Source organism: bacterium (assembly GCA_027622355.1).
Classification (GTDB): domain Bacteria; phylum UBA8248; class UBA8248; order UBA8248; family UBA8248; genus JAQBZT01.
This window is the reverse complement of sequence record JAQBZT010000008.1, coordinates 1-25,112: the sequence shown is the minus strand read 5'-3', so window position 1 is coordinate 25,112 and position 25,112 is coordinate 1. Positions and strand designations below refer to the sequence as shown.

The 25,112-nt window shown below is 65.8% G+C and carries 21 protein-coding genes; 2 read left to right on the top strand and 19 right to left on the bottom strand.

Going from position 1 to position 25,112, the window contains the following annotated elements; all coding sequences use genetic code 11:
- Nucleotides 1-67 precede the first annotated feature (67 nt).
- The 7 genes from O2807_01245 to O2807_01215 form a co-directional block, all read right to left on the bottom strand.
- On the bottom strand, nucleotides 68-682 hold the full coding sequence (locus tag O2807_01245) for an NIPSNAP family protein (GenBank protein MDA0999126.1): 615 nt from the start codon (nucleotides 680-682) through the stop codon (nucleotides 68-70).
- A gap of 61 nt (nucleotides 683-743) precedes the next feature.
- Nucleotides 744-1,310, bottom strand: coding sequence for an elongation factor P (gene efp, locus O2807_01240; GenBank protein MDA0999125.1), 567 nt, complete (start codon nucleotides 1,308-1,310; stop codon nucleotides 744-746).
- A gap of 38 nt (nucleotides 1,311-1,348) precedes the next feature.
- Complete coding sequence (locus tag O2807_01235; GenBank protein ID MDA0999124.1) at nucleotides 1,349-2,419, bottom strand: Xaa-Pro peptidase family protein; 1,071 nt, start codon at nucleotides 2,417-2,419, stop codon at nucleotides 1,349-1,351.
- Nucleotides 2,416-2,922 carry a 3-dehydroquinate dehydratase gene (locus O2807_01230; GenBank protein MDA0999123.1) on the bottom strand — a complete coding sequence of 169 codons (507 nt, stop codon included), beginning with the start codon at nucleotides 2,920-2,922 and terminating at the stop codon, nucleotides 2,416-2,418. The genes O2807_01235 and O2807_01230 overlap by 4 nt, the downstream gene beginning before the upstream one ends.
- A 132-nt stretch (nucleotides 2,923-3,054) precedes the next feature.
- Entirely contained in the window at nucleotides 3,055-4,137 is a 1,083-nt protein-coding gene (gene aroB, locus O2807_01225; GenBank protein ID MDA0999122.1) for a 3-dehydroquinate synthase, read from the bottom strand.
- Complete coding sequence (gene pilM, locus O2807_01220) at nucleotides 4,134-5,195, bottom strand: type IV pilus assembly protein PilM (protein MDA0999121.1); 1,062 nt, start codon at nucleotides 5,193-5,195, stop codon at nucleotides 4,134-4,136. The genes aroB and pilM overlap by 4 nt, the downstream gene beginning before the upstream one ends.
- 29 nt (nucleotides 5,196-5,224) lie before the next feature.
- The gene (locus tag O2807_01215) at nucleotides 5,225-6,196 is read right to left on the bottom strand and encodes a site-2 protease family protein (GenBank protein MDA0999120.1); all 972 of its coding nucleotides are present in this window, start codon (nucleotides 6,194-6,196) and stop codon (nucleotides 5,225-5,227) included.
- A gap of 141 nt (nucleotides 6,197-6,337) precedes the next feature.
- Between O2807_01215 and O2807_01210 the strand changes: the two genes are divergently transcribed.
- Nucleotides 6,338-8,461, top strand: coding sequence for a penicillin-binding protein activator (locus tag O2807_01210; GenBank protein ID MDA0999119.1), 2,124 nt, complete (start codon nucleotides 6,338-6,340; stop codon nucleotides 8,459-8,461).
- A gap of 3 nt (nucleotides 8,462-8,464) precedes the next feature.
- On the opposite strand, the gene O2807_01205 is transcribed toward O2807_01210, so the two are convergent.
- The 12 genes from O2807_01205 to O2807_01150 all read right to left on the bottom strand — a co-directional run bounded on the left by O2807_01205 (nucleotide 8,465) and on the right by O2807_01150 (nucleotide 24,519).
- Entirely contained in the window at nucleotides 8,465-11,056 is a 2,592-nt protein-coding gene (locus O2807_01205; protein ID MDA0999118.1) for a PBP1A family penicillin-binding protein, read from the bottom strand.
- A 64-nt stretch (nucleotides 11,057-11,120) separates the two neighbouring features.
- Nucleotides 11,121-11,903, bottom strand: coding sequence for an SDR family NAD(P)-dependent oxidoreductase (locus O2807_01200; protein ID MDA0999117.1), 783 nt, complete (start codon nucleotides 11,901-11,903; stop codon nucleotides 11,121-11,123).
- Complete coding sequence (gene dusB / locus O2807_01195; protein MDA0999116.1) at nucleotides 11,893-12,996, bottom strand: tRNA dihydrouridine synthase DusB; 1,104 nt, start codon at nucleotides 12,994-12,996, stop codon at nucleotides 11,893-11,895. Before dusB ends, O2807_01200 begins: the two co-directional genes overlap by 11 nt.
- Nucleotides 12,997-13,052: 56 nt before the next feature.
- Nucleotides 13,053-14,189 carry a tRNA (adenosine(37)-N6)-threonylcarbamoyltransferase complex transferase subunit TsaD gene (gene tsaD, locus O2807_01190; protein MDA0999115.1) on the bottom strand — a complete coding sequence of 379 codons (1,137 nt, stop codon included), beginning with the start codon at nucleotides 14,187-14,189 and terminating at the stop codon, nucleotides 13,053-13,055.
- Nucleotides 14,190-14,206: 17 nt separating this feature from the next.
- Nucleotides 14,207-15,367: a divergent polysaccharide deacetylase family protein gene (locus O2807_01185; protein ID MDA0999114.1), complete on the bottom strand. Its 1,161-nt coding sequence runs from the start codon at nucleotides 15,365-15,367 to the stop codon at nucleotides 14,207-14,209.
- 98 nt (nucleotides 15,368-15,465) lie between these two features.
- Nucleotides 15,466-16,791 (bottom strand): S41 family peptidase, encoded by a 1,326-nt coding sequence (locus tag O2807_01180; GenBank protein MDA0999113.1) that lies wholly within the window; start codon nucleotides 16,789-16,791, stop codon nucleotides 15,466-15,468.
- A 46-nt stretch (nucleotides 16,792-16,837) separates the two neighbouring features.
- Entirely contained in the window at nucleotides 16,838-17,992 is a 1,155-nt protein-coding gene (locus tag O2807_01175; GenBank protein MDA0999112.1) for a peptidoglycan DD-metalloendopeptidase family protein, read from the bottom strand.
- A gap of 85 nt (nucleotides 17,993-18,077) precedes the next feature.
- Nucleotides 18,078-18,983 (bottom strand): permease-like cell division protein FtsX, encoded by a 906-nt coding sequence (locus O2807_01170; protein MDA0999111.1) that lies wholly within the window; start codon nucleotides 18,981-18,983, stop codon nucleotides 18,078-18,080.
- A 3-nt stretch (nucleotides 18,984-18,986) separates the two neighbouring features.
- A complete protein-coding gene (ftsE, locus tag O2807_01165; protein ID MDA0999110.1) occupies nucleotides 18,987-19,643 on the bottom strand; it encodes a cell division ATP-binding protein FtsE in 657 nt (218 codons plus the stop codon).
- A 48-nt stretch (nucleotides 19,644-19,691) separates the two neighbouring features.
- Nucleotides 19,692-21,695, bottom strand: coding sequence for a transketolase (gene tkt / locus O2807_01160; GenBank protein ID MDA0999109.1), 2,004 nt, complete (start codon nucleotides 21,693-21,695; stop codon nucleotides 19,692-19,694).
- Nucleotides 21,696-21,836: 141 nt separating this feature from the next.
- Nucleotides 21,837-23,696 (bottom strand): tetratricopeptide repeat protein, encoded by a 1,860-nt coding sequence (locus tag O2807_01155; protein MDA0999108.1) that lies wholly within the window; start codon nucleotides 23,694-23,696, stop codon nucleotides 21,837-21,839.
- A gap of 394 nt (nucleotides 23,697-24,090) precedes the next feature.
- On the bottom strand, nucleotides 24,091-24,519 hold the full coding sequence (locus O2807_01150) for a RidA family protein (GenBank protein MDA0999107.1): 429 nt from the start codon (nucleotides 24,517-24,519) through the stop codon (nucleotides 24,091-24,093).
- A gap of 130 nt (nucleotides 24,520-24,649) precedes the next feature.
- Between O2807_01150 and O2807_01145 the strand changes: the two genes are divergently transcribed.
- Nucleotides 24,650-25,112 (top strand): SDR family NAD(P)-dependent oxidoreductase (locus O2807_01145; protein ID MDA0999106.1); only part of this gene is annotated, 463 nt, incomplete at its 3' end.

The following is a 25,112-nucleotide window of genomic DNA, read 5'->3' as shown; positions in this document are numbered from 1 at the left end:
AGCTGAGGGGATTCGCCTACTACTGCTGGGAGCTCGCCATCGCGGCCTTTTACCTGACCTGGATCCGCTAGCGCATCAGCGAATAGGGCGCCGGGACCCAGATCTCTGTGTTCTGGGCCATCAGGAAGGGGCGCGAGCCCGGCGGCCAGTTCGGCAACTTCTCGGATTCGGCGCGCGTCTCCCAGCGGTGGTTCAGGTCCCGGTAGGGCCAGATGTGGATGAACTGGTTCAGCTCCCCCGACTCGGTGATGAAAACCGCCGCCGCCTTCGAGAGCTTTTCCCGATCGGGCAAGCTATTTGTCCACTTTTCGAGCACATTCTTCATCTTGCCGAACTGGGTGGTGTAGGTGCGCACCTCGTAGAAATTGCCCATTTCGCCGAGCCGGGGCTCGGGAAGAAATGGGGGGGTCGTCATGAGTTTGGTGACCTGCCGCTGGACCAGATGGCCGGTGCTGGGCGGCCAGAAATCCTTGGTCATGGACTCGGCCCGAATCCGCGCCCGCTCACCCGCGTTCTCATATTCCCAGATGTGCATGACACGGTTCAGATCGCCGATTTCGGCGCGAAACAGCCCGATGAGGCGGGACATCTTCTGCCGCTGCTCGAACGACTTGCCGAACTGCTCGAAATACTCGTTTGCCTGCCCGACGCCGAGCGTGTAGATGCGCATTTCATAAATCATTGACCACTCCTTCGACTGTATCTCCGATTGAGATGATTTCGAGATTCTTCTCGCCCCGCTTCTAGGCCGACCGGACCCGCTCGATGTACTCCCCGGACCGGGTGTCGATCTTCAGCACGTCTCCCTCGTTCAGAAAAAGCGGGACGTTGACCGTCACGCCCGTTTCCAGCTCGGCCTGCTTCGTGGAACCCGTAGCGGTGTCGCCGCGCACCCCCGGCTCGGTCCTGGCGATGGTCAGCTCGACGAAAGTGGGGATCTCGACCGAGATGGCCTCGCCGTTGAAAAAGAGCACCTCGGCGATCGTCTCTTCCTTCAACCACTTCACCACATCGCCGAGCGCCCCGACCGGCAGGGAGGTCTGCTCGAAGGTGGTCGTGTCCATGAACCAGAACTGCTCGCCGTCGCGGTAGAGATACTGCATCTCCTGCTGGTTCAGGTCGGGCGCAGCCACGGACTCGCCCGAACGGAACGTGCGTTCGATCACGCGTCCCGTTTTGAGGTTCTTGAGCTTGGTGCGGACGAACGCGCCACCCTTGCCCGGTTTCACATGCTGGAACTCGACGATGGCGTAAGGCTCTCCGTCGAGCTCCATCTTGAACCCGTTGCGAAACTCACTCGTCGAAGGCATCTGCCTGCTTCCCTCCGTTCAAAATCCGGCATGTCCGGCTACAGAACGATCAAATCCTTTGGAATCGCGCGGGTCAAGACCTCCTTGCCCCGCGCGGTCACGAGAACCATGTCCTCAATGCGCACCCCGCTCCAGCCGGGAAGATAGATGCCCGGCTCGACCGTCACCACCATACCGGGCAGGAGCACTTCCCGCACCCCGGGGCCCAGGCGCGGCCCCTCGTGGATGTCGAGGCCCACGCCGTGGCCGGTGCCGTGGCCGAAGGCATCTCCATAGCCGGCCCGCTCGATGATCCGCCGGGCGGCCCGGTCCACATCGCTGCACCGCACACCCGGCCCCACCGCCTCGAGGGCCGCCATCTGCGCCTCGAGAACGATATCGTAGATCATCCGTCCCTTTTTCGAGGGCGGCCCGAGGGAAAAAACGCGGGTGGTGTCGGCATGGTAGCCCTCGAACACCGCGCCGAAATCCACCGTGATCAGATCGCCGCGGCGCAGCTTCCGCACGGAGGCCACCCCGTGGGGAAGTGCCCCGCGCGGGCCCGAGGCCACAATCGAATCGAAGGCTGCGCCCGAGGCACCCAGGTCGCACATCGCATCCTCGAGTGCCCGGGCCACATCGCGCTCCCGGGCGCCGGGACGCATCCGCCGCACGGCCGTCGCGAGCGCCTCTTTGTTGATGCGCGCCCCCCGGCGAAGGCGGCGCAACTCGGCGGCGTCCTTGCGGAGTCTGAGCCCCTCCACAAGCTCCGCCACCGGCCGGAGGCGAATCCCTTTGGCCAGTTTCTCCAACCGCCGGAACGCGCCATAGGTGAGATGCTCCGCCTCGAAGGCCAGGCTCCGCACCTTCATCTTCCGGGCCTCTTCGATCAGCCCGAGAAATGCGCTGCGCCCCTCCAGCCGGCGGAAGGCCGGAGCGACCTCGCGCGCCGCCTGCGAGCGGTAGCGGAAATCGGTCACGAAAACCGCCGCTCGGGGCAGGATGAGACAAGTGCCCGCCGTTCCCGTGAAACCGGTCAAATAGCGGACGTTGCGCATACCGGTGACGGCCAGCGCCTTGAGGTTTTTCTTCCGCATGGCCCGCCGGAGGAAAGCCAGGCGTTCCTTCACGGCGTCACTCCCGCCGGGAAATCCCCCAACCCGCGGACGTGCCGATCGATGGCCGCCTGAAGGGCGAGAAAATAACCGCGCAGGCCGAAGCCGATCACAGAGCCCGCGGCGACAGGGCCGATCAGCGAGACGTGCCGGAACTCCTCGCGGGAGAGCACGTTGGAGATGTGGACTTCATACACCGGAAGTTCGAGGCCAGAGATGGCATCGCGCAGCGCCACGCTCGTGTGGGTGTAGCCGCCGGGGTTGAAGATGCAGGCGGCGCACTTTCCCCTCGGCGGGGGGCCCTCCGCGCTGGGGGGCATCGCCCCTCCGGCGCGCTGGAGCGCGTTCACCAGTTCGCCCTCGACGTTCGACTGGAAACAATCGAGTTCGACGCCCTGTTCCCCCGCATGGGCCGCGAGGGCGGCTTCGAGCTCGGCGAGGGTGGTCCGGCCGTACACCTCCGGCTCCCGCGTACCCAGAAGATTCAGATTTGGCCCATTCAAAAGGAGAATGCGCACCGTTCCCCTCCTCGCAGCATTCCTTCGCCACTTCTCGAAAAACACCCCGGGCCGAAAGACACCCCAGGATCGCGGCGAGATGGTAGGCCAGCCCCGCTCGGGCGTCAACGAATCAGCCGCGTGCCTGGCACCTCACCCCGTCAGCGCGGTGCGCCATCCCTTCCCGGAGAGCGCGCAGCCCGTGCGGACCCGGCCGATTTTTTCCATGAGGACGAATTGGGCTTCCCCCCTGTGGCTCTTCTTGTCCCGCGCCACGAGACGGCGAAGGGCGGCCTCCGCCGGCGGGCGGCGCATGGAAACCGGGAGGGCGAACCGCGCCAGCAGATCGATCAGGCGTGCAGCCTCCGCCTCCGTGCAGCGCCCCTCCCGGAAGGAGAGGCGCGCGGCGGCCGCCATCCCGATGGCGACGGCCTCCCCATGGAGCAAGCGCCTGGAGTAGCCCGCCGCCGCCTCAACCGCGTGGCCGAGGGTGTGGCCGAAGTTCAGTATCTGGCGAAGATTCGACTCGCGCTCGTCCGCCTCGACGACGCGGGCCTTGATCCGGCAGTTGACCGCCACCACGTGCGCGAGCGGCGCTGCCTCGCGGCGCAGCAGACGGGCGGCGTTCTTCTCGAGATACGCGAAGAGCCGCCGGTCGGCGATGGCGGCGTGCTTCACCACCTCGGCGAACCCCGCGTGGAACTCGCGCGCGGGCAGCTTCTTCAGCGCGGCGGTGTCGCTCAGAACGGCGGCCGGCTGATAAAAGGCGCCGATGAGGTTCTTCCCCGCCGGATGATCGATGGCTGTCTTGCCCCCGACCGCGCTGTCCACCTGGGCCAGAAGCGAGGTCGGCACCTGGATGTAGGGAAGCCCCCGGAGATAGGTGGCCGCCGCATAGCCCGCCAGATCGCCGACCACACCACCACCCAGGGCGACGATCCCGCAGCCGCGGTCGATGTGCATCCTCGCGAGGCGGTCGTAGATCCGGCCAAGCTGGCGATCGCTCTTGCTCCGCTCCCCGGCGGGAACCGCGAAGAGCTCCGCCGCCACGCCCGCCCGCTTGAGGGAGGCGAGTGCCTTCGGGCCGAAGAGAGGGGCCACGTTCGTGTCGCTCACGATGAGGGCGCGCCCGCCCGCAAAGTGTACGCGGGCCGTCTCTCCCAAAAGGGAGAGCGCGCCGCTCACGATGCGGATGGTGTAGCCCCTCTCCCCCAGATGGACGCAGACGCTCTTCACGCGCTCTCCACCACCCGGTGCGCCAGCCCGGCGCCCACCGTGGCGATCGGGGACAGAAGCTCGACATAGTCGGGATCAAATTTGTCCTCGGGCACCTCGACCCGCTGAAAGGGCTGGGAGATGTCCACCCCGATGTCCAGCGAAGCGCCCAGAAAAGCGGGCAGGCCGTCCAGCTGGGCGCCGCCGCCGCTGAGGATGATGCGCCCCACGCGGATATCCGGGTTCGAATGCCAGAGGAGCTGGAACGTGCGGCCCAGCTCGAGGGCGACCCGCTCCACCTCCTCGCGGATGGACTCGGCCGCCTTCCGCGGGCTCAAGGGTGCCCGCACCCCCTGCTTGATCTCCTCCGCCTCCGTGCGGCTCACGGCCAAGGCCTCCACCAGCTTCTCGGTCACCGCGTTTCCGCCGTAGGGGATCAAGCGCGTCAGCAGCGTCCGCCTCCCCCGCAGGATGTGGACAAGCGTGACGGAGGCCCCAATGTCCACCAGGGCGATGGCGTCCTCCTCATCCGGCGCGATGGCGCCCGAGAGATGGACCGCGCTCTCGAGAGCGAGGAGATTCACATCCACGATCTTCGGCTCCAGGCGCATGTGGCGCATCAGCTCCACCAGATCTTTCAAGGGCTTGCGCTTTACCGCCACGAGAAGAAATTCCTCCATCTCCTCCCCCTGGATCAGTACCCTCCCCAGCCGCTGGCGGGTGATGCGCGCCTCCTCCGGTGGAAACGGAAGGATCTGCGCCACCTCCGCGTCAATGGCCGCCTCGCGGGCCGGGCCCGACATGCGTGGAATGTGGAGGGTGCGCACCAGGGCGGCGTTTCCCGAGAGGGAGACAACCGCCTCCTTGGCCTTTATCTTCTCGGCCGAGACCAGCTCCTCCACCGCCCGCAGGACCTCTTCATGATCCTTGATGGTGCCGTCCTCGACCGCGCCCGGGGCGAGAGAGGCCATGCCGAGCCGCGTCAGCGTCAGGCCCTGCTTCCCCCGCTCAAGCTGCACCAGCTTGACCGCGAAGGAGCCGATATCGAGCGCCAGTGGCGTGCGGGGTTTTCGAAACACGATGCCTCTTCAAGGGCGAATGAAAACCATCAGAACAAGAGCAACGGTACTCGCGTAAAGGTTAAAACCAGTAGCGCCAGGCAGACAATTCCCAACAGGCGCCGGCCGGGGCCGAGATCTTCCCCCTCATCGAGGAGCGGCGGATGCCGCCTGCCGAGCAAAAGCGCCACCGCGGCCCAGATGAGCCACCCCGGCCACCAGTATGACATCCCCGCCAGCACACAGCCCACCCCCAGGGAGATCGGCCGGTGCCACCTTCCGAACAAGGCATATACGATGTGGCCCCCATCGAGTTGGCCCGCCGGTATCAGATTCAGCGATGTCACCAGAAATCCGCACCAGCCCGCGAAGGCCACCGGGTGGAGGACCACGTCGTTCCCCGGGCCTGCCGGTCCCAGCGCCAGCCAGGAAATCCACTCAAAGAGCCAGGAGGTGCCCAGCCCGAGGCCGCCCCCCGCCATCGCGGCCTTCTGGGGCACGATGCGGGAGAGCATCAATCCCACCGCCACCGCCGGAACGGCCACTGCCATCCCGGCCAGCGGCCCGGCCACCGCCAGATCGAGCAGCGCCCTGCGGTTCGGAATGTAGCCCCGGATCCGAATGAGGGCGCCGAAGGTGCCGAAGAGCGTAGGGGCCGGGATGAAAAAGGGGAGCGTCGCCGCCACCCCCCAGCGCCTTCCGGCCAAATAATGGCCCAGTTCATGGGCGCCGAGAATCAGCATCAGCGTTCCGGCGAAGGGAAGGCCGCGGAGAAGGAGGGAGGGAGCCTGGGCCGCATCCTGCGGCGAAACTCCGCGCTGCATCGCCCCCGCCAGGAGCGTGGTAAACAGCGTCAGCGCAAAAAGAAGGGAGGGCAGCCAGGGGCTGTCCCAAGAAAAAAGCCGCCGTTCTCCCCCGCCCTCTGCCGCCTGCTCCGGCGGGCTCCCTGGGGCCCCCTGAAGCAATTCTGAGGGCCGGGGCCAGGGTTCCGGCGCCATCTGGTCGGCAAAAGGCTTGTTCATCGGCAGGCGATCCTCCCCGGCGGTGGCCAGATGAGCCTACCGCGCACTCCCCGCCCGCGCAACGGCTTCTCGAGCGCCCCGACATCGTTGCCTTGACACCCGCCAGTAGAATTTCTACCTTGCTCCAGGAAGGAAATCCACGTGCTGCCTTTTGCTCTTGATGCCATGAAATCTCTCAATATGCGCCGCGCCTTGTTCACCTTTTTCGCACTCGCCGCATTCGCCCTCTCGGGTTGCGAAACCCTGCCTGTCTCAAAGGGCTCCGCGCCTTCGGCGAAAAAGAGCGCGGAGAAAGCGCTGGAGAAAAAGCGTGCGCCCGCGATTTTCCCGAAAAAATCTCCCTCCCTGCGCCTTTCCTCCCAGCTGCCCCGTCCGCAGGGGCGGAGCACTGTGCCCGCTCCATCGGACACCAAATGGAACGCCCCCGAACCCGCCGCACCTTCGCGCCCCCGGGCCGCACTCGAGGCGGAGCTGCGGAAGAATGAAAACGCCGACCGCGCCGACGCTCTCTTGTTCGATCTGGCGCGCCACGACATCCGGGAGAAAAATTTCGCAGATGCAGCGCGCCGGCTTCAAAAGCTGCTCCAAGAATACCCCCTCTCCCCCCTCTACAACGAGGGCGAATACTGGCTGGGCCTTGTCCTCCGGGCCGCCGGAAAACACGACGACGCCTGGCTCCCCCTCAGGAGCAGCCTCAGCCGTGCGACCAACAACAGGAAACGGGCCATTCTCCAAGCCGCCCTGGGAGAGATCTACGCGGCGCGCCGCGATCCTTTCGCCGCCCTCCTGTCATACGCCGATGCGCTCTCGAGCGATGAGGCCGTGCCGGATGCATTCCTGATCCAAAACCGCATCATTGCAATCGGGAGAAAGGGCGTCGAATCGCACCAGCTTCTTTTCGCGGCCGACCGCTACCGCGCTCTTCCCGCGGGACCCATCCTGCGCTACGCGCTCGCCCTCCGCGCCATGGACAAGCAAAAACCACAGGTCGCCCTCGCGGCCACGCGCCGGTTTCTCGATGACTACTCGAGCCATCCTCTCAAAGCGCGGGTGGAGGCGTTCGAAAAGGAAATCTCCGGCCAGCTGAAGATCAACCGCGAGCGCGTGGGCGTTCTGCTGCCCCTGTCCGGGCCAGCGGCTTCGGCCGGTGAGCGTGTCCTCCAGGGGATTCAACTGGCCCTTCGCGACGCCCTGCTGAAAAACCCGAATCTCCGCGTGCAGCTGGCCGTACGCGACACCCGCAGCACGGTGCAGGATCCGGGGCGAACCGCCGAGATGGCGAAAGATCTGATCGAGGAAGAAAAGGTCGTTGCTGTGATCGGCCCCTTCTTCACCCAGTCGGCCGAGGTGGCAGCGGCGATCTCCACGGAAAAACGAGCGCCCTTCATCACCCCGTTCGCCATCCAACTGCAGATGAAAAGAGAGCGGGAATGGATGTTCCGCAACTCCCTCACCAGCCGGCTGCAGAGCCAGGGCGCAGCCGTCTACGCCGTCCAGGAAATGGGGCTTCGCAAATTCGCCGTTCTGTATCCCGACAACGAGGACGGCAGAGAGCTGGCCGAGCAGTTCACCCACAGCGTTGACCTTCTGGGCGGGAAAGTCGTGAAGCTCGTTCCCTTCTCCCCCACCGCGAACGACTTCGGCGAGCAGATGCGCATCCTGGGCGGGCTGGACGACGCGCAGATCAGGCGAAAGAAAAAAGCGCTCGGCCTGACGAAGAAAGATCCCTACGAACTCGAACTGCCCTTCGAGGCCATCTTCATCCCCGGCTACCACGACAAGGTGGTGCTGATCGCGCCCCAGATTCCCTTCTACAACATGAAGCGCATCCAGCTGTTGGGCGCGCACGGCTGGAACAATCCGAGTCTCATCCGCTACGGGGAGCACTACATCGAGAGGGCGGTCTTCGTGGACGGCTTTCATCCCGAGTCGGAGGAGCCGCGCGTGGCCGATTTCGTCGCCCGCTTCCGCCAGAATCCAGGCATCTTCGCCGCCCTAGGCTACGACACCGCCAGCATTCTTTTCGAGGGCCTCGCCCAGGGGGCGAGCACCCGATCGCTCATGCGCGAATTCATCTCCCGGCTCAAGGGATTCGACGGCGTGATGGGCCTCATCGACATGGGCCCGGATGGAGACGCGCAGCGCCAGCTCTTCGTTCTGACCGTTCGCCGCAAGGTCATTCGCCACCTGCAGATGGTCACCCCGCACCGGGCGCTGCGGGAAGCGCCCGCGCCCGTGGCGGCCGGCCCGGCGCCATCGCGCTGAAAACTAGTTTCCCGATCTCCCCGCCGGGGACTCTTCTCGTGCGGGAGGAGCTCCCGGCCGTGCGTCTTCCCGGAAAAACCGCGAGGGCCGCTGCGGGGTATCCGCCACCTCTCCCCGGAAGGGCGGCTCCGTCCCGGCGATGAATGCCTGGTAAACCCCGTTCTCCCCCCCGGGGCTGATTTGATACCCGAATTTCCGGTCGATCCACACCATCGTCACCCCCTCCGGGCGCCGGAAATCGCGCACCGGCTTTCCCTCGTAAATCTTGCCGATAATCTCCATCCAGATCGGCAGAGCGGCCCGCGCCCCGGTCTCGTTCTTCCCCAGGCTGGTCTTGTCGTCCATCCCCACCCAGACGCCCGCCGAATAGCGGGGTGAGACGCCGACAAACCACGCGTCCTGATAATCGTTCGTCGTCCCCGTCTTGCCCGCCAGCGGCCGGCCCAGCGCCCGGACGCGCGAGGCGGTCCCCGAGGCGACCACCCCCTGCAGGAGGTTCAGCATCACATAGGCCTCCTCCGGCCTGATCGTCTGCCTCGACTCGGGCGAGACACCCCAGAGGGATCTCCCCTGCGCATCCTCGACGCGAAGAATCATGTGGGGGGCGACGCGACGTCCCAGATTGGCGATGGTCCCGTACAGCGAGGTCAACTCGAGAAGCGTCACTCCGTTCGAGCCCAGCGAGAGCGCCAGGTTGGGCTGCAGGGCCGAGCGGATGCCCAAAAGACGCGCCCGCGCCACCACCTTGTCCATTCCGATCGCCTCGGCGAGCTTCACGGTTACGATGTTCCGCGAACGGACGATCGCCTCCCACAATGTGGTCGGCCCGTAAAACTTTTCCGTGAAATTCGTCGGCTTCCAGTCCCTCTCGGAGCCGTCGCCAGGATAGATAATCGGCGCATCCACGATGACGTCCGAGGGCGTCCATCCTTCGCTGATGGCGGCCGAGTAGGTGACTGGCTTAAAGGCCGAACCCGGCGGCCGGACGGCCTGGACCGCGCGGTTGAATTCGCTCCGCTCGTAGTCATACCCCCCCACCATGGCCCGAATCGCGCCGGTTTCCTGCTCGATGATAACGGTGGCCGCTTGCACCTGCGGCGCCTGCACCAGGGCGACCGGTACGCTTCCGCCGCGCGCCGGGGAAAGCCGCTCCACGAGGATGATCTCCCCCCTGCGGAAAATTCCCCGGAAACTCTCCAGCCGCTCCTGCAGTCCATCCATCTTGGGATTGAAGCGCCGGGCCCAGCGCGCATCCTGAATGCGCAGCAGGCCCGCCCCCGTTCGCAGCCGAAGCTGCAGGGTCCCCGGCCGGACGCCGAGCACCACCGCCGGTTCCCATTTCCCAGAGCGGATCTCGCGCCACTCCCTTCCCTTCTCCAGAAAACCTTCCACCGTTTTCCACGTCACCGTCTCGCTCTGTCCGGCGGGAACGCGGCCGAGCGGCCCCCGGTAGCCCTGCCGCTGGTCCACACTGAGGATTCCCCGGCGAACGGCCTCGGCGGCCGCGCGCTGAATCGCGCCATCGAGGGTGGTGTAGATGCGCAGCCCGCTCCGGTAGAGGCCAGAGGAACCGTACTGCCGTTCGATGCGCCGGCGCACGTACTCAACCGCGTAGTTCGCCTCATCGGCAAGTAACTCGGGGCGATGGAGCTGTACCGGGGCGAGTTCCGCCTCGGCGTATTCGCCGGGCTTGATGTAGCCCTCCTCGAGCATGCGGCGCAGGACATGGGAGCGGCGCTTCCGGGCCAGCTTTACCGAACGGAAAGGATTGTAGATGGAGGGGGCGCGCGGCAACCCGGCCAGCAGGGCCGCTTCCGGCAGAGTGAGCCGGGCGGCCTTTTTCCCGAAGTAGACCTGGGCCGCTGCCTCGATGCCGTAGGCGCCCTGGCCGTAATAGATCTGGTTGAGATAGAGGTTCAGGATTTCTCTTTTCTCGAAGTGCCGCTCGATGCGAACCGCGAGGATGGCCTCGCTCAGCTTGCGGCGCAGGCTCCGCCGCGAGCTGAGGAAGAAGGATTTGGCCAGCTGCTGGGTGATGGTGCTCCCGCCTTCGACAATATAGCCCTCGAAGAAATTCCGAGTGGCGGCACGGAGGATGCCGAACAGGTCCACCCCCGAATGTTCCTCGAAGCGTGCGTCCTCGGTGGCGAGGGTGGCCTGGATGGCCACGCTGGGGATTTCCTCGAAATGGATCAGGAAGCGGCGCTCGATGAAAAACTCGCGCATGAGCTTGCCGTTGCGGTCGTATACCTTTGTGACGAGACTGGGCTTGTAGCTTCGCAGGAGGGAGACGTCGGGCAACTCGCCGGCAACCTGGCGGTAGTAGTACAGCCCGCCCGCGGAGAGCGCGACAAAAAGCACGACCCCCAGCACCAGGACGAGGGCCGCCGTGTTCCGGAGAAGGCGCCAGAAGGCGCGGAGGCGGACGCGCACCCTGCCTGCGGGAGGAGGGGCGGCCCCTCTCGAGAGCGCGCCCGAGGCGGGCCGGGGGCGCCGGCGAGGGGGTTCTTTTATCTCCCCGCGCGCCTTGGGCGTCCCGGAGGCCCGCCTCCCCCTCGGCGCCTGGGGCCCGAGCCGGATGGGGCGCTTCGCCATCGCACCAACTCCTCACGGACGGATGGAACCTCAACCGCGAATGAACTTCGTGCGCCGCGGTCCCTCAGGCCTGAACCGACCCGCACGATATCGTAAACGCCTGGCCGGTGATCCCCCGGGCGTCCTCGCTGGCGAGATAGACCGCCATCTGGGCCACCTCTTCCGGCTCGAGAAAACGGCCCATCGGAATCTCCGTGCGGAAGGACTGGATGGTCTCGTCCTCGCCCAGGTTCTTCCCGGAAAAGTCGGCGAAATCCTTTTTGTTATCCGTGATCATCCGCGTGTTCACGAACCCTGGGCAGATCGCATTCACCGTCACCCCCCGATCGGCCACCTCGAGAGCGACCGATCGGACAAAGCCGATCACCCCGTGCTTGGTCGCGTGGTAGGCGCTGCGGTTGCGGCCGCCCACCTTGCCGGAGACCGAGCTCATGGCGATGACACGGCCCCATCCCCGCGCCGCCATGCGCGGCATCGCCGCCCGCGTGGCCCAGAAGACGCTGCTCAGATTCACGCGGAGTGCCTCGTCCCATATCGCGTCGGTCTGCTCCGCCAGGGGCGCGTGGTGGAGCACCCCGGCGTTCGCCACGAGGATATCAATCTCTCCCAGCCGGCTTTCCGCCTCGCGCACGGCGTGCTCCACCTCCGCCGCGCGGCCGACATCGCAGATGAGCGCCGCGCTTCGCACCCCGGCCTTTTCGACGGCGGCGGCCACTTCATCCACTTCGTTTTTTGTCCGCGCCGCCACGACCACATCCGCCCCCTCGGCCGCAAAGGCCAGCGCGATGGCACGGCCAATGCCCCGGCCCCCGCCCAGCACGAACGCCCTTCTTCCCTTAAGCCGCATCACTCTCCACTCCCTTCTCAAGAAAAGACCCGCCGGTAGAAGCAATGGTTCGATCGAAAAAATCCACCACCTCCGACACGACACTCCGGACCGATTCCAGGCGGTTCACCCGATCGCGGAAGCTTGAGCCGCCCGCCATCCCCTTCGTGTAGGCGGCCAGGTGTTTCCGGGCATGGAACACCGCCAGGCGCTCTCCCAGTATCTCCTGCATGCTCCCCAAATGATCGAGAACGATCTCCTTCTTCTCCGCCAGGGCGGGGAGCGGTGGCAAAACCCCCGTCCGGAGCCAGTGAAGAAGGCGGGAGAAAATCCACGGGTTGCCGATCGCCCCGCGGCCGATCATGAGCCCATCCACGCCGGTCTCGCCGATCATCCGAATCGCATCCCAGGGCGTGAGAATGCTCCCGTTCCCGAAAACGGGGATAGATACCGCCTTCTTGATACGGGCGATGGCGCCGAGGTCGACGCTCCCCCCGAACATGGCCTGCCGGGTTCTGCCGTGCACGGTGATGGCGGCGGCGCCGGCTTCTTCCACGGCGCGGGCGAAGCGCACCGCATCATCGCGCCCGATGGTGTCCCAGCCGGTGCGCATCTTCACCGTCACCGGACAGCGCACGGCGCGCACCATCGCCGCGACCACCTCGCCCGCGCGCTCGGGATACTGCAACAAAGCCGAGCCCGCCTGGTTCCGCGTGATCTTCCGCACCGGGCAGCCGCAGTTCAGATCGATGATGTCGGCGCCCGCCCCCTCGACGATGGCGGCGGCCTCGCCCATCTGGGCCGGGTCGGCGCCGAAAATCTGGATCGAAACCGGCCGCTCGGCCGCTTCGTTCCGCATGAGACCGAAGGTCTTCTTGTGACGGCGCACCAGCGCCTGGCTGCTCACCATCTCGGTGGCCACCATCCCCGCCCCGTAGCGGGTCACGAGCCGGCGGAAGGGCAGATTCGTATAGCCTGCCATCGGGGCCATCACGAGGCGGTTCTTCAGCCGCACCCCGGCAATGTCGATCGGCACCTCAAAGCCAGCCGGGGGCGGCGGCAAATGCTCCGGCAGCGTCTCTACCTCCGGCGGCCCCGCTTCTTCCGGGCGCATCCTCTCTCTCCTTGCGAATGTGAAATCCCGTATCCCGTGCCGGCGATGTCCCGCCGCTAGCCGCCCAACTCCCAGGCGGGGTCTGCGTCCATCTCCAGATAATCCATGAAAGCCTCCCTCCCCTCGCGGAGAAGGGCGTAACCGCCCGCGCAGGCAATCATGGCGGCATTGTCCGTGCAATATTTCCGCGCGGGAAGATGAAGCGTCCAGCCCGATCGCTCCGAAAGCGCCATCAAACGATGCCGCAGACAGCGGTTCGCGGCCACTCCGCCGCACACCGACACCGCGCCCAGCCCCAGGGCCTTGGCGGCCCCGTCCACCTTGGCGGCGAGCACCTCTACGGCGGCCTCCTGAAAACCGGCGGCCACCCGCTCCCGCACCTCCTCCGGGATGGGCTGGGGGCGATCCCAAGGAGCAAGCGTCTTGTCGCTCCGCAAATAGCCTCCCTCGCGCAAATAGTTTAACACAGCCGTTTTCAATCCACTAAAGCTGAAACTATAGGGTCGATCTTCAAGGAAAGGCCGGGGGAACTCCGGCGCATCCGTCCCGCCGCGCGCGATGAAGGCCCGGTGCAATTGATCGAGGGCGGCCCCGCCGGGATAGCCCAGCCCCATCGAGGCCGCCACCTTGTCGTAAGCCTCTCCCGCCGCATCGTCGAGCGTCCCCCCCAGATGGGCCGCGCCGCCCCCCGCCGCGACCCGGTACAAATCGGTGTGGCCGCCCGAGATGACGAACGCAAGATGCGGAAAAGGCGGAGGGCCGCCGAATGCGGCCGCTTCCATATCCCCGTTCGCCGCATCCCTTTCGAGAAAAAGCGAGAAGATATGCCCCTCGAGATGGTGGACGCCGACCAGGGGCAGCCCCCGTGCCCACGCCAGGCCCTTGGCCGCCGAAAGGCCCACCAAAAGGGCGATCACCAGCCCCGGCCCGCGGGTCACGGCGAGGGCGTCAATCTTCTCCAGCGGAACCTGCGCCGCCCGGAGCGCCTCCTCAATAACGGGCCCGATGCATTCCACGTGGCGGCGCGAGGCCAACTCGGGCACCACGCCGCCGAAGCGGCTGTGCAGATCCTCCTGGGAGGCCACGATGCTCGACAGAACGCGGGGCCCGGCGTCAGCTTCGCTCTCCCCTTCGAAGCGCAGCACCGCCGCCGCGGTCTCATCGCAACTGCTCTCCACCCCGAGCACGTACACCTCTCCACCCTCTCTCTTCAGCGGACCAGCGCGCCCGCCTTTACCAGCCGCACCCCGGCCCGGCGCAGGCGCGGCAGCGCCGCCTCCAGCGCCCGAACGGTCGCCTCGTGAGGATGCGCGATCCCAATCGCGCTCCCGTTTTCTTTCGCCCGCTCGATCAGCAGATCGATCTGCACGAGAATTTTCTCCTCGGAAATCTCATTGTCCAGAAACAAGGTCCGCTTCGCTGTGCGCACCCCGAGCCGGTCCGCCACCTGAGGGACCACCGATTTCCCCGTGGTGTAGCTGTCAATGAAATAAAGTCCGCGCTTTTTCACCTCGCCGAGAATGATCGCCATCGCGTCCTCCCGCTCGGTCAACCGGGAGCCCATGTGGTTGTTCACGCCGCTGATCCCCGGGACAGCGTCGAGGGCGCCGCGCGTCAGGGATTGCCACTGCTCCGGGCGATGCGACAGCAGGAGGCCGCCCGGGCCCGGATCCTGCCGGGGAAACCCGTACGGCTCAAGCGGCAGATGGAGGAGCACCTCCATGCCGCGGGAGTGCGCCTCGAGAGCGATGCGCTTCGAATACGGCAGGTGGGGAAGAATGGCCAGCGAAAGGGGGATGCCGATCGCCATCAGCCGCCGTGCCATGTGCTCATTGTGCCCCACATCGTCGATCAAAAAGGCGACCCGGGCGATCGGCCCGCGCCCGCTTCCCAAAATACGCAGGCGAAGAACATGGGTCGTGGTGGTGAAATACCGCGCCTCCAGGACCACCATTCCGGAGGACGGGGTCGCCGCCCCTCCGAGCCGCCGCAGAGAGAGCCCCCGCTCCTTCGCCGCGGCGTTGAGCCGGGCGAGAAACGCGGCTCCGGGAAACACGTCGAACTCGATGCGATCCCGCCGCAGGTTCCATTTGGAGAGCCCCGCCCGCCGCGTAACCCGCTCGCTGGCTGTTCGGTGGCCGGCGGCGCCATCGAGCAGGCGATCGAGATCGGCGTCAAAGCGCGAGGCCGTCCGCTCGAGATCCGCCCAGCCCGACCAGAGGAAGACCCCCTCCCGGACGGTAGGCAGCACGGCCACCAGGGCCAAACCCGAGAGCAAGATGAGCGCGAGGAGAAGCGCGAGAAGGCGCCTGCCCGCCAGCCGGGGGTCCGGCGGGGCAGATTCGGATGCGGGGGACTGTTCCTCAGGCATCAAATACGCCGTTCCAGGGCGGAGGCCCCGCGGAGCGGAACTGGCCGTCCGGTTCGGGCTTCAAAGCACACGGGGGAAGCGGGCGCCGCCGCAACGCCTCAGGAGGCAGTTTTGACCTTCGCCTGCAGGATCGCCTTCAGATGCTGGACCGCGCGCTCGAGCTGGATGTCCTTTTGTCCCTGGCCCGGCACCTGGGGCAGCCCCCGGCGGGCGGGGGGCGTTTTCGGCGCGCCGCTTTTCTTCCCGTTCTTTTCTTCTTCGCTGGGAAGATGGCCCGGCAAGTCCAGCTCGCGGATCACATGCACACCCGGAGGAAGAGCCTGCTCTGCGGCAACCACGATATCGGGCTGTATGCCCTTCCCCTGGATGAGCCGGCCCTTCGGGGTGTAATACAGCGCCGTGGTGAGCCGCAGTCCCGAGCCGTCGGAGAGGGGGACGATGGTCTGGACCGATCCCTTCCCGAAGGAGCGCTCCCCGATGACGGTGGCGCGGCCGAGATCCTGGAAGGCGCCGGCGACGATCTCCGAGGCGCTGGCACTTCCCGCGTTCACGAGAACGGCGATCGGAATCTTGAAGCCACTCGCCTTTTCCGTCGAGGTGAAGCGGTGATAATTGCTCTCGAGTCTTCCCTGGGTATAGACGATGAGCTTTCCGGGCTCGAGGAAAATATCCGAAACGGCCACCGCCTGCGAAAGAAGGCCGCCGGGATTGTTCCGCAGATCGAGCACAAGCCCGCGGGCGCCCTTCTTCAAGAATCCGCCCAGCGCCTTGCGCACTTCATCACCCGTGCTTCCCTGGAAACTGCGGACGCGGATATAGCCGATCCCATCCGGCAGGAGACGGGAGCGCACGCTCTTGACGCGGATGACCTCGCGCTGGACCTTGATGTCGAGCAGACGTTTCTCGCCCTTCCGGGCAATCGTGAGGGTGACGGCCGTCCCCGGCTTGCCCCGGAGAATGCGTACCGCATCCTGGATGGTCATGTCCTTTGTGGTGCGGCCTTCCACCTGCATGATCCGATCGCCGGCCTTCACGCCGGCGCGGAAGGCCGGTGTGTCCTCGATGGGCGTCACCACGGTCAGGATGCCGTCGCGGATGGTGATCTCAATTCCGAGGCCGCCAAACTGCCCCGAAGTCTCCACCTGCATTTCCTTGTAAAACTCGGGGGAGAGATAACTCGTGTGCGGATCGAGGGTGCGCAGCAGTCCCTCAATCGCGCCCCGGACCAGCTTCTTCTTCTCGACCTGGTTGACGTAGTTTTCCTCAATCAGGCTCAGGACTTCCGTGAAAATCTGAAGTTCTTTGTAGGAGGAAGACTCGCGCGCCGACGGGCTGCCCATCGGGCTGACCGCAAGACCGACTGCCAGCGCGGCAACCGACAGCATCCACATCACCCAACCGTTTCGTACGCCGTGTCGTATCATCACGCTCCAATCTCCAAGGCAGCACCTACCGCGGCACACTGCTCTTCTAGCGGCGCCCCATCAGCCATTTTAACGGATCCAGCGGGATGGCGCCTTTCCGAATTTCAAAGTAGAGCGCCGACTGGCCCATCGCGTCCGTGGTTCCCACCCGGGCGATGATCGTCGCCGGGTTGACCCGATCGCCTTTGTCCACGAATACCTCGCCCGCTCCTCCATATACGGTATAGAAATCGCCCGGGTGGCGCAAAACGACAAGCCGCCCGTAGCCCCGTACCCAGTCGCTGAAGACAATCTCACCCGCCGCCACCGGCCGGATGGAGGCGCCGCTCGGAGCCTCAATCTGCAGCCCCCGGCCGCTCCGCTTCCGGGCGCCGGGTTTCGGCTCCACCACCGGCCACGGAAGCCGGCCCCGCATCTCCTCCAGGGGAGAGGCACGTCCCGCCTGCCGCATCTCCCGGGAGCGCATCAGGGAAACGATTGTATCACGCAAAGCGTCCCGTGCCCCGGCCAGCTCCCGGATGAAACTTTCGCGCTTCTCCTTGTCTTTGGCAAGTCGCGCCAACTGGCCCGTCCGGCGGGTATAGATGACCGCGATCCGCTGCTTCGCTTTTGCCTGCGCGGCCCGGATTTCCGACTGGCGGATGACTTCTTTGCGGTACAAATCCTCAAGCCCCTGGATGAGGGCTTCCTCGCGGCGGTAGCTTTCGATCAGGCGGACATCGTGCCTCCCCAGCAGCCGGAGGAGCGACCACCGCTCCAGGGCGTCCCACACCGAGCTGGCATTGATGAGGAGCCGGACGGGGCCCACGGGCCCCTCCATGTACATGGCCCGGATCCGGCGCCGGAGCTGGGCCTTTCGCTCCCGCTGCTTCTGCGCCAGCTGGGTGCGGCGGCCGTTCAAAATGCGGAGCCGGATTTCCGACTCGCTCAGGCGCTTGCTGAAGAGGCGGTAGCGCTCATCCTCAACGGCCAGGCGCGCGGAGATCGAATCCAGTTGCCGGAGGAGCGAAGTGGCTTGCCGCTCACTCTGTCGGGCCCTGTCCCGCTCCTCCGCGATCCGCTGCTCGAGGCGCTGAAAGCGATCCTCCTCCCGGCGGATTTGGCCCTTCAGGCTCTCCAACCGGAGCGACTCCCCGCGCTGGGCCAACGCCGCACCGGGGGGTGCCGCATAGAGCGCCAGCAGCGCGCCCAGCACCCGCATCCATCCTACTCCCACCGTGCCAAAGCCAACAATCCGCCCGATTCGGGGGCGCCGGCCGCCGAGCCTTTTCCTCCCGCTCACCGCCTCACCTGCGCTTTCGAAGAAAATGCCCGACCGAGAAGGAACTCCCCAGAAAACCGAGCGCCGCCCCGATCCCGATGAGCGAGACGCCCACCTGCCAGCCGCCCGATTGGATGGAAAATCCTCCGCCCGCGTAGCTCTCCACCAGCGGCCGGAAGAGCCCGTGGAAAATGCTCCACAAGATCAGGTGGGAGATCACCCCCCCCAGCGCGCCGCAGAGGATCCCCTCGGTCAGGTACGGGGTCCTGATAAAAAGATCGGTCGCGCCGACCAGATGCATGATGGCGATCTCCTCTCTGCGCGCAAAGAGGGTGAGCCGGATCGTGTTGCCGATGATGAGCATCACGCCGACCCCCAGCAGAATCGAGAGCGTGAGCGTGGCGATGCGCAAAATCCGGATGACGCCCTCGAGATTGCGGAGCCAGCCGAGATCGTTGCGCGCCCGTTCCACGCCGGGCATCACCCGCACCTGGGTGAGGAGCGGTTCGATGTCCGCCACCTTCCGGGATTCGCGCTTCAGGATCACCCGAAACGAGGCCGGCAGCACCACGCCCTCAAGCCCATCGAGCAGGGAGGAATCCGGCCCCAGCCGCTGCCGGAATGCCTGCTCCGCCCGGGCCGGGCTGATCTCCTCGATTCTCAGGACGCTCTTCTGCCCGAGAATCTTCCGGCGCAGGCCGGCACGCTGATCCTCGGTCACGCCGTCCGTCAGGAAAATGGTGAGCTGGAAGCGCTCGCTCCAGCTGTCGATCAGGACCGAGAGATTCAGCTGAACCACCCAGAGCGCGCCGAGAAACACCAGGCTGACCACCGTGGTCCCCACCGCGAGCGAGGCAATTCCCCGGCTCTCGCGCATTCCGCTCAGGGCTTCCTTCAGGAAATAGGGAAAAGTCTGAACCCAGCGGATCACGGCTCACCCACCTACCACAAGGCCGTGCTCCAGATGAATGGCACGGGCACCCACGTACTCGATCAGGCCTCGATCGTGCGTGGCGACGACAACGGTCGTCGCCAGCTGGTTGATGGTGGAGAAAACATCCATCACCTCGCGGGCCATGTCCGGGTCGAGATTGCCGGTCGGCTCGTCCGCGACGAGAAGGGGCGGACGGTTGACAAGCGCCCGTGCGATGGCGACGCGCTGCTGCTCGCCGCCCGAGAGGTAGCGCGGGAGCAGCTCGCGCTTCTCGGCCAGGTCCACCATCTTCAGCACCGCGTAGACGCGGCGGCGCGTCTCGCGGGCGGAGACGCCGATGGCCCGCTGGCAGAAAGCGATGTTGTCGAAAACCGAGCGCCCGGGGAGCAGTTTGAAGTCCTGGAACACCACCCCGATTCCCCGGCGGAGGTGGGGCAGATCCTTTCTCCGCAGGTGGGTGATGTTCCGCCCAGCGATGGAGACCTGGCCGCGGTCGGCGATTTCCGCGCCGTAGAGGAGGGAGAGGAGCGTGGTCTTTCCCGCCCCGCTCGGGCCGGTGATGAAGACGAACTCGCCGCGCTGGATGTGCAGTTCCACCCCCTGCAGGGCGAAGCCGCCCTCATCGTATTGTTTCCAGACTGAGGCCAGACGAATCATCGCGCGGAGACCGAATGGGCGGGCAGATCAGAGCGGCGGCAGAGACGTTTATTTGCTGGCCAAACGCTTGGCGCGCGCGGCAACGTTATCGGCCGTAAAGCCGAATTGCTTGAAATTCTCCTTCGCGGGGGCGCTGGCGCCGAAGCGGTCGATACCGATGAAGTCGCCCCCGTCCCCTATCCACTCGTGCCAGCCGAGCGAGACGCCCGCCTCAACTCCCAGACGCGCCTTGACGCCGACAGGGAGTACCGATTCGCGGTAGGCGGCGTCCTGCTCCCGGAAAAGCTCCCAGCAGGGCATGCTCACCACCCGCGCCCGCGTGCCCTCTGCCGCAAGCCGCTCCTTCGCCTCAAGAAGAAGGGAGACCTCCGAGCCGCTGCCGATCAGAATGACATCGGGCGCGCTCCCCTCCGCCTCCGAGAGCACGTAGGCGCCGCGGCGAAGCCCCTCCGCCCCCGCCACCTTCTCGCGGTCGAGCGTGGGCAACCCCTGCCGGGAGAGCACGAACATCGTCGGCCCTGATTTTCGCTTCAGTGCCACCCGCCAAGCGCAGGCCGTCTCGCCCGCGTCCGCGGGCCGGATGACGCACAGGTTCGGAATCGCCCGGAGGGCCGCCAGATGCTCCACCGGCTGGTGGGTGGGGCCATCCTCCCCAAGGCCGATGGAATCGTGGGTCATGACATAGATCACCGGCAACCCCATCAGCGCCGCCAGCCGGATGGCGGGCCGGGCGTAATCGGTGAAGACAAAGAACGTCGCGCAATAGGGACGCAGGCCGCCGTGGAGCGCGATCCCCGAGCTGGCCGCGCACATGATGTGCTCGCGCACCCCCCAGCGAAGGTTTCGGTTCGCATAGGCACTCTTCGCAAAATCGCCCGAGCACTTGAGGAGCGAGTTATTCGAGGGCGCGAGGTCGGCGCTCCCGCCGATGAGCCAGGGGATCTTTTCGGCCACCGCGTTGAGCACCTTCCCCGAGGCCGCCCGCGAGGCCAGCGCCCCGTCGCCGGGAGTGAAGACGGGAACCGCCTCCTCCCAGCCCGCGGGGAGATCGCCCGCCAGTGCGAACTCAAGCTGCGCCGCCAGATCGGGGTGGGCCTTCCGGTAGGCCGCGAAACGCACGTCCCACTCCTCTTCAAGCCGGGTGCCGCGCGCCTGGGCCGCACGCATGTGGGAGAGCGCCCGCTCCGGCACAAGGAAGGTTTCATCCGCGGGCCAGCCGAGGGCCTGCTTGGTGAGGCGCACCTCCTCCTCGCCGAGCGGGGCGCCGTGGGCGTCCGCGGTGTCCTGCTTGTTCGGGGAGCCGAACCCGATGTGCGAGCGGATAATGACGAGCGAGGGTTTTCCACGCTCCGCCCGGGCCGCCTCCAGCGCCTTCTCCATCGCCGGAAGATCGTTCGCCCGATCGCCCAGGTTCTGCACGTGCCAGCCGTAGCCCTCGAAGCGCCGGCCCGCATCGTCGGAAAAGGCCAGCTCCGTCCCGCCGTCAATCGTCACCCTGTTGTCGTCGTAGATGCAGATCAGCTTTCCGAGGCCGAGATGGCCCGCCAGGGAAGCCGCCTCGTGCGAGGCGCCCTCCATCAGATCGCCGTCGCTGCAAATGGCATAGGTGTCGTGGTGGACGATCTCGTGGCCTTCGCGGTTGTAGACGGCGGCCATGTGGGCCTCGGCCATGGCCATCCCCACGGCGTTCATTACCCCCTGGCCGAGCGGGCCGGTGGTGGTCTCCACCCCCGGGGTGAGGCCGTACTCGGGATGGCCCGGCGTCTTACTCTCCCACTGCCGGAAGTCCTTGAGATCATCGAGCGAGAGATCGTAGCCGGAGAGATAAAGAGCCGAATACAGCAGCATCGAGGCATGGCCGCAGGAGAGAACAAAGCGGTCGCGGTCGAACCAGGCGGGGTTCTTCGGGTTGTAGCGCATGACCTTCGCCCAGAGAAGATAGGCGATCGGCGCGAGGGCCATGGGCGCGCCCGGATGGCCCGAGTTCGCCTTCTGGACGGCATCCATCGAAAGGGTCCGAATGGTGTTGACGCACAATTCCTCGAGGGACATGGCGTCAAATTCTTTCCGCTGGGCCGCATCCTCCCCGGCCGATGAAGACTCCTGCGCTTGGACCATCAGATAGCACTCTCTCGAAAAAAGGACAGAAAAAAAGGATAAATTCAGCGGAACCGCCCCATGATCCGGTCCTGCCTACGAAGACTCCCCGCCGGTGGGCACCCTGCTTTTCCGGCGGCGGATACTTTTCAGCCAGCCTTCCAGGCGCGCGATCACCTCGCCGGAGGAAATCGCGCCGAAGGGAACCGACCCACCCATATCCTCCCCCGAACTTCCCTGCAAGTCGCCCGTCAAAGAAGTGCGAAGATTTTCCTCAATCTCTTGAATTCTCAGCGTCAGGGACGCGGACCCATATCCCAGCGCCTCTGCCTTTCGGAAAAGATCGAGCGCACGCGCATAGTCCTTCTCCTCCAGAAAGAGGCCAACCAAGCCGCTCAGAAGCGGATCGAGTTCCATTTTTTCGCCCGCGTCCGGCGGGGCCGCCGCCGCCGGTGCCATCTCTGCGAGCGAATCCAACGCCGCTTCCATCGCGAGAACTTCGGGCGGGACCTCGATCGCCTCGATCGCCATCTCGGCCCCCATCTCCGTCAACTCTTCCTCGAGCGCGATCTCATCCGCGGAAAGCTCGGCAATCTCCTCCAGCTCGAGCGCCGTTTCGCTCTCCCCGGCAGGCTCCAGCTCTATCTCCTCGAGCAAAAACGCATCCCCGGAGTCCAGCCCCTCCGGAGGCGCTGTGCCGGGCACTTCGCCCTCCGGCGCGGCGGGCGCCGCCGCCGGGGCCTCTCCGGTTTCCAGCGCTTCGAAAAAATCCGCGCCCAGCGGAGATTCCCCGGAGAGCAGGTCCATCTCCCCGCCCGCCGCTTCCGCAAGCGATTTTTCCTCCGCCGGAGCCGCCGCTTCCGCCGGAGCCGCCTCCATCAGATCGGCAAGCGAATCCTCTTCCAGCGCTTCCAGATCCAGCGACACCTCATCGAGTTCGATCGCATCGGAGGGCGCCGCCGCGGGCGCTTCTCCGGCCGCGGGCGCTTTCCATCCTTCCTCCGGCGCGGAAGCGGCGCTCTCCATCTCTTCGAATTCATCGAAAAGATTGTCCTCGGAAAGATCCAGCTCGCCCCCGCCCGCATCGAGAATGGCATCTCCCGAAAAGGACGCGGCGGGCGATTCATCGCCCTCAAGCAGTCCCAGGTCCAGCTCGTCTTCCAGCCCCGGGGCTTCCAGATCGTCTCCGGCCAGATCGTCTCCGGCGGATGCTTCCACGCCGGAGGGCGCTTCGGCCGTGGCCTCTTCTTCGTCCCCGAACAGGTCTTCGAGATCGTCGGATGCTCCTGCCTCTCCCGCTCCGGCTAGCGGACGCACGTCGGCATCCAGGGCGCCGCGATCGATCAAATCCTTGAGCGAGCCGGCCGCCTCAAGCCACTCGGTGTTCTCCGGCTCATCTTCGAGAAGCTTCCGGTAAATCTCATGGGCTTTTTTGACATGGCCCTGCGAGCGGTAGAGCTCGGCCAGCGAGGGGGTGGGCACGACATCGAGGACGCTTCCCTCGGAGGATGCGCCCGCCTCCGCCGAGGAGAGCAAGGAGACCGAGACGTCCTCCGCGAGGAGGCTGCGCGCTTCCTCATCGTCGGGATCGAACATTCCCGCCACCCGGAGCGCCTGCCGGGCGCCTGCTTCGTCCCCCGCGAGACGTCTGCACTGGGCCAGGAGGCGAAGCGCCGTCAGGTTCCAGGGAGTCAGCCGGACAGCCATCTCCAGATGATCGACTGCCTCGGCCGTCTTCTCCTGCGTGATGAGAAGACCGGCGAGAAGGACGCGGGCGGGGGCGTAGGCGGGGTGATTCTCCAGCCCGCTCCGCAGCAGCGACTCGGCCCGCCGCTCATCCCCTTTTTCCGAAACCAGCGTGGCGAGCGGGAAAAAGGCCGCAGAGGTGGGGTCGTTCTCCATCACCCCTTCGAGGGTCTGAATTTGGGCGTCGGGATCTTTGGGTTGGCGCGCCATAGAAGATATTTTCAGCTTTTCAAATGGATGCGGGCGGTCCCCCAAACAGTGGAAATGCTAGCAGAGGCCCCCCGGAGTGACAAGATTGTCATTTCACCCTTTTTCAACCTGTGGCCTGCCCAGTATACTCCGCGCCGACAAAGGTTTTCTCCCTTTTTTCCATCTTCTCCGGCAAGACATCCCACGTACCGGCTGGGCATCGATGCGGGCGGAACCTTCACGGATTTCTGGTTCCGGGGGAAAAAGGCGCCGCTCCCGCCCGGCGGCCTGAACTCCACGACCTTCACGCACCCCGGCGGGCGCACCGGGCAGCCCCCGCCCCACACCATCATGACCGGGGTGGACGGCGCCGTCATCGAGCAGGTGGCCTCGGGGGGCGGCCTAAATTCTCCTTTTATTCATCCACGATCGCGATGGCGTTCATCTCGATCAGGCAGCGCGGGTCGGTGGCCAGCCGGACGACCTGGACGGTGGTGCTGCAGGGCTGGTGATCGCCGTAGTACTCCTTGCAGGCGCGGCTCATCCCGTTCTGATCGCTCATGTCGGTCAGGTAGCGGGTGGTGAAGACGATATCGCTCATCTTTCCCCCGACCGCCGCGAGGCCCTGCCGGAGGTTTTCGAGGGCGGCGCGGGTCTGCTCGTACATGTCGGGGACCAGGGCGTCGAATTCCTCGGGGCGGTGCGGGTGATGATGATAGACCGGCGCCGCCGTCACCCCGGCCATGCAGATCATCGTCCCCCCCTTGATGCGGATGACCGGCGCGTAGGGCGTCCACACGTCCGGGGCGTCGGGCCAGTGCACGAGTTCGATCGTCTTCGCCATCTCGAATCTCCTTTCGGGAAAATGGCCGTTCGGTGCGTTTCAGATACGGCGGATTTTCCCACAGGACCTGCCTCTTCGCGAGAAGCGATGTACAATGGCTGAAACTTCCAACCCGACAGGAGAGCGGCAGATGGACTACGAACTGCAGGGCAAGACCGCCATCGTCACCGGCGGAACGAGCGGCATCGGGCTCGAGATCGCGCGCATCTTCACCGAGGGCGGCGCCCGGGTGGCCATCACCGGCCGCAATGAGGAGAAGATGGGCCGGGTGGTCGAGGACCTCGAAGGGAACCCCGGCGAAATTACCGGCATCCGGATGGATCTCGAAAGCCGGGACGACATGGACCGATTGATGGAGGAGACCGAATCACGCTTCGGCCCGCTGGACATTCTGGTGAACAACGCGGGAAGGAGCTACCCGGGCAAATTCTTCGAGACGGGTCCCGAGCTTTGGGAGACCATCCTGCGAAACCGGATCGTGAACCCCCTCTACCTCACCCAGAAGGCGCTGGCCGGGATGGCCGGGCGCGGCCGCGGGTCGGTCACCTTCATGTCGGCGGTGATCTCGAAGGAGCCCATCGCCGAGAACGTCA

Excerpts from the sequence above, each read along its gene's own strand:
- O2807_01245 (MDA0999126.1), bottom strand. The coding sequence starts at position 682 with ATGATTTATGAAATGCGCATCTACACGCTCGGCGTCGGGCAGGCAAAC.
- efp (MDA0999125.1), bottom strand. The coding sequence starts at position 1,310 with ATGCCTTCGACGAGTGAGTTTCGCAACGGGTTCAAGATGGAGCTCGAC.
- O2807_01215 (MDA0999120.1), bottom strand. The coding sequence starts at position 6,196 with ATGAACAAGCCTTTTGCCGACCAGATGGCGCCGGAACCCTGGCCCCGG.
- O2807_01205 (MDA0999118.1), bottom strand. The coding sequence starts at position 11,056 with ATGGCGAAGCGCCCCATCCGGCTCGGGCCCCAGGCGCCGAGGGGGAGG.
- O2807_01200 (MDA0999117.1), bottom strand. The coding sequence starts at position 11,903 with ATGCGGCTTAAGGGAAGAAGGGCGTTCGTGCTGGGCGGGGGCCGGGGC.
- dusB (MDA0999116.1), bottom strand. The coding sequence starts at position 12,996 with ATGCGCCCGGAAGAAGCGGGGCCGCCGGAGGTAGAGACGCTGCCGGAG.
- O2807_01185 (MDA0999114.1), bottom strand. The coding sequence starts at position 15,367 with ATGCCTGAGGAACAGTCCCCCGCATCCGAATCTGCCCCGCCGGACCCC.
- O2807_01180 (MDA0999113.1), bottom strand. The coding sequence starts at position 16,791 with ATGATACGACACGGCGTACGAAACGGTTGGGTGATGTGGATGCTGTCG.
- O2807_01175 (MDA0999112.1), bottom strand. The coding sequence starts at position 17,992 with ATGCGGGTGCTGGGCGCGCTGCTGGCGCTCTATGCGGCACCCCCCGGT.
- ftsE (MDA0999110.1), bottom strand. The coding sequence starts at position 19,643 with ATGATTCGTCTGGCCTCAGTCTGGAAACAATACGATGAGGGCGGCTTC.
- tkt (MDA0999109.1), bottom strand. The coding sequence starts at position 21,695 with ATGTCCCTCGAGGAATTGTGCGTCAACACCATTCGGACCCTTTCGATG.
- O2807_01155 (MDA0999108.1), bottom strand. The coding sequence starts at position 23,696 with ATGGCGCGCCAACCCAAAGATCCCGACGCCCAAATTCAGACCCTCGAA.
- O2807_01150 (MDA0999107.1), bottom strand. The coding sequence starts at position 24,519 with ATGGCGAAGACGATCGAACTCGTGCACTGGCCCGACGCCCCGGACGTG.